This window comes from Delftia tsuruhatensis NBRC 16741 (assembly GCF_001571325.1).
In the GTDB taxonomy this organism is placed as follows: Bacteria; Pseudomonadota; Gammaproteobacteria; order Burkholderiales; family Burkholderiaceae_C; genus Comamonas; species Comamonas tsuruhatensis.
Window position 1 is genome coordinate 1 of record NZ_BCTO01000104.1, and the last position, 4,301, is coordinate 4,301.

Here is a 4,301-nt window from a genome sequence, read left to right on the forward strand (position 1 = left end):
GGTGGCATCGCCTGCGGCGATCAGCCCGCTGGTGGCGCAGATTCCGACTACGGTCTCGCGCATGGCACCGATCGCCCAAGCTATTAATCAAGGAATTGATACTGGCGCATACTGTTCAGCAAAGAGTATTGATGAGTTGGTTATACAATTTGGCAAGGTCGAGAATCAAATATCCCATACTTTTCGGCATGTAGAGAGAGCTGGATTTAATCGACAGCTTGTGCAAGATGCTATAAGAGAAGATATCTTAAGAACCGCTGATTCGTTAATTGATGGTCAGTATAGTGGAAGTGTGATATTGAATGGGGCCAAGCTTGACTACAGCGCTTTTAAACTACCTAATGGAATTATAAATGTCGGAAGAATTACCCCTCCACGATAACTCAGCCCGACTTTTGCGCGCTGAAGAAAAAGCACTTTTAAGTGCCATGCTGTCTCAGCAAAAAAAAATTCCAGACGTCGAAAATAGAATTGCTTTAGCCAGAGTTTACGACATGTCAGATGGCGGTATGGGAAGTATAAAATTCGTTGGATCCGATGAAAATACTTTGGGTGAAAATCTGGCTGAAGCAAGTTATTTTGATGATGATGGTGTTCAGGTGATAATTACGGTATATGGAGACGAAGCAGGTAATCTGTATGAGGTTGATTTTTGGAGGGTTGATTTTTTGCCCCTCAAAAAATATCCACAACCAGACTCTTTGAAATTAGTTGGTTGAATTCGGGTTGCGTAAATTATCTAATAGGGTTCAATACTTGCAATTTTGTAAAAATCAACAATGATCTCATCTAAGAGGGGGTAACGCTACTGATTCACGAAATGCGCTGAGACGGTTGCTGCTGCCAAATTCAGTAGCGCGTCTTGAATATCTAGTCCTCGCTCAAGGCAGATACGAAGCCTTCCAAGGTCTGCAAACCTGCCGTGCGGGACATCGGACCACCTGACCCCCAGGCGGCTGACCAACCGGCACGGGCAGGTGGCTTGGCAGTGGCTGATCTCGGGATTTGGTGAGGTGCGGCCCACCACGGGCGAACGCGGCTATGGACAGACGGTCAGCGGGCCCAGCTACGCGCAGGCCGTGAAGTTCGACTTGCGGTACCCGGGGCAGGTGTTTGATGAAGAGACGGGGCTGTCGTACAACCTGCACAGGTACTACGATGCGGCGACGGGTCGGTACATGCAGGCGGATCCGATTGGGTTGGCGGGGATAATCGGTTTGGGTATGTGGGACGCAACTCACGATTATACGTTGATCTGCTTAAATTATGTATTTGAAAAAATATTGTGGATTAATTTCAAAACTTGCCTGTATCTACGTTTGCATCCGCCGCAAATTGCTACTTGCTTGGGTAGAAGCGGCTACAGTAGTCATGAATTTAACTCTTCAAGAGTAAGTAATTTATGAGGTCGGTCTGAAGATTTCTGCCTCGTATGTGCGATGTACAACGTTTCCTCCCGTTGAGCGAGCGGCGGCGATAGTTGATGAGCTTGGCTGGCGGTATGCTCTAGCCGCTGAGGCTAGAGGTTATGAGTAAATAGGGTGTATGAAGATTATTAATTGTCTAGCGATGCGTATAAATTGTGGGATTGCGTTGTGAAAAATATTGTCCTGTTTCATCTGTGCTTTGTATTTTTATATCTTTTAACGCCTAAAGTACATGCGCAAGTAACATATCAAAGTGTTTGTGTTGAAAATAGGCAAAATTCGGATGGCGTGAATGTGTGTAAGCTATCGCCAATATATACATCTGAATGGACCCAAGCAGGTAGGAATGGCGTGCGTGGATCTGTTTCGGAAGTAATTGATGAAGAAATAAAGAGATTGACGGATCCTCCTAGTGCTATTTGTAATCTTAAGTACGAGGTAATGCCCGCAGAGGTAATTGCAACTGATGGTTTTATTCATTCGGAACAGCCTATTGAAATGAAAACGCTGGTTCTCTATGATTACTCTGTGCGAGGTCCTGCTGGAGAGTGCAATGACACTCGTTACAAAGGCGGGTTTAGCGTGATAAGCCGGAGAACGGCAGATTGTTCAAGCCAACAGTCAGGCGATTTGATCTGGCAGAGTAAGTGGTTTTCTGATATCAGAAGCAAAGCCTGTGTTCGCCAAGAAGACTTTTCCCTGCATTCATCTGCTACAGAAGGGCATTGTGCTGCGAGCCTATATGGATTTCCTGGTGGAGCTTTTCCAACTTACATTGGTAACCCTGTAGAGGTGTCAACGGGGAATAAGGTGGAATATGAACTGGAATTTTCTGACGAGAGACCTGCTCCTCTGAGTATTAGCCGATTGTATAACAGCGCTTGGGCAAATGGGCGTGCACCACATCCGCCGTCATCATTCGGACTTGGTTGGTCTCATAGTCACGAAATATGGTTGGATTTCGATAGGAATAATGTCAACCCTTTGACAGGTGATCGTTCGGTAAAACTAAAATCTGGAGATCATGAGTCTGTCTCGATAAATACAAGTTTTGGCGATGTTGCTGTATTTCATAGATTTATCCCTGAGTCCACATCTGGTGGAGCTGGTGGTAGCTATATTCCTGGAGCTTTTGTTGGGGACCTTAAAGCAAGAGTTTTTTTAAGAATAGATAATGGTTGGTTCTATAAAAATGAATACCAGGATGAGTTCTTTTTTGATAATGATGGATTTATTTCGAAAAAAACCATTTCTAATGGCGATTACTATTTGTATCATTATTCTCAGGAAAAGAAACTATCGAGAATTGAGAATAATTATTCCAGATATATCGACTTTGTATATGGGGCTGATGGTTTTTTGTCAAAAATAGTTCCAAGTCATGGAGACGAAATTTCATATCGGTATGGCGATGGCCTTCTACGATCGGTGGTTTTTATTGATGGAGCAGAGATAAAATATCTGTATGAAGATGAGAGGATGCTGACCGGGAAAATTGATGAAAATGGGGTGCGGGTGGGATTTTACTCTTATAAAGACAAGAAGGTTGTGTCATCCGCGAAGACGGCGGGGGTCGGTGAATATAAATTCACATATCAAAAACGAATTACCAGAATTACTCCTCCAGTGGGTGATCCATTCTATGTTTGGCATTCGTCACTTCCAGGCTCGAAATTGTATAGCTCAAATTCAGGGCGATTTTCCGATCTGCAAAAATTTCCAATAAAATCCGTATATTATGATAAAGATGGGTTTGTTGAAGGTTATTATGATTACCTTGGGTATGGCAGTGGGTTGTTCTGGGATAAGGGTCGTTATCTTCCAGTAGAGCTGGTGGAGGCTAAAGGCGCTGGCAAGGCTGAAAGAAAGACCAGCATTTCATGGCATCCTGTTTTGAGGGTGCCTGTTAGAATTTCGGTGGGTGGTGTTGTACGGGAAATGGAGTATGATGATCGCGGTAAATTGATAAGTCTGAACTCAAATGGCAGTGATGTATCGCGAGTATTTCAATGGGGATGGGATAATCGTGGAAATTTGCTTTCATTAAGAGACTCCATTGGTTTTATATACCGTAATGCTTACGATGAATTTAATAACAAAAAAAGCATGGAGAATTCAATCGGACATGTGACGCAATACACGGCATATGATCATCGTGGTCGATTGCTATCGTTTTTCGATCCCAATGGAAGCAGGCATGAAATTACCTATGATTTAAGGGGGCGTATTACAGGCGTTGGTTCTGCGGGTTTGTATCATAAGTATGAGTACATGAGTAATGGCAGTCTTGGCCGTGTTTGGTATGCGAATGGATATTCGGTTGATTATCGGTATGATGAGGCGCAGCGCTTGATTGGGTGGTCTGATAATCGTGGTGACTTTGGAATTTATAGGCTGGATGGTGCGGGTAATAGAGTCGAGGAGAGGGTTGGGAATGAGGTATTGGGTGCTACTTATAAGGTTGTTAGAGATATAAATAACATCAATCTTACTTCAAGCATTACAGTTGGTGATTATGCAAGGAGCGGATTCAGGTATGACGAAAATGGTGATTTGACTGCGGTCGCTGATGGTTTGGGGAAGTCTGTCAAGTTGACTCTGGATAGGTTGCGCAGAGTTGAAGCGATCACCAACGAAAGAGGGGGGAGTAGCTTCAGCTATGACTCGTCAGGTCTTATCAGCCAAGTCAAGGATTTCAAGGGTGTAGTTACAGAGTATGGCCGTGACGGCCTGGGCAATATGACCCAGGAAAAATCACCGGACATAGGTGCCAACTCCCTGACCTACGACCAGCGCGGTCTGGTCGCCACCGCCAAGGACGCCGCAGGCCGCACCCTCGCCGTGCAGCGCGACGCCCTGGGCCGTCCCACCCAA

At 44.8% G+C, this 4,301-nt stretch carries 4 protein-coding genes; all 4 read left to right on the forward strand.

The window, feature by feature from the left end; all coding sequences use genetic code 11:
• Positions 1 to 382 (forward strand): hypothetical protein (locus DTS01S_RS31005; protein WP_169804712.1); only part of this gene is annotated, 382 nt, incomplete at its 5' end.
• Positions 354 to 719 carry a DUF6984 family protein gene (locus tag DTS01S_RS30800; RefSeq protein ID WP_139223921.1) on the forward strand — a complete coding sequence of 122 codons (366 nt, stop codon included), beginning with the start codon at positions 354 to 356 and terminating at the stop codon, positions 717 to 719. The genes DTS01S_RS31005 and DTS01S_RS30800, both read left to right, overlap by 29 nt.
• A gap of 258 nt (positions 720 to 977) precedes the next feature.
• Positions 978 to 1,406, forward strand: a complete 429-nt coding sequence (locus DTS01S_RS30210; protein WP_074932142.1) for an RHS repeat-associated core domain-containing protein — start codon at positions 978 to 980, stop codon at positions 1,404 to 1,406.
• Between the two features lie 189 nt (positions 1,407 to 1,595).
• On the forward strand, positions 1,596 to 4,301 hold a 2,706-nt coding region (locus tag DTS01S_RS30215; RefSeq protein ID WP_156493797.1), incomplete at its 3' end, for a DUF6531 domain-containing protein.

Bases quoted from the DNA above. Each gene is read 5' to 3' on its own strand.
- DTS01S_RS30800 (WP_139223921.1), top strand. From the start codon at position 354: ATGTCGGAAGAATTACCCCTCCACGATAACTCAGCCCGACTTTTGCGC.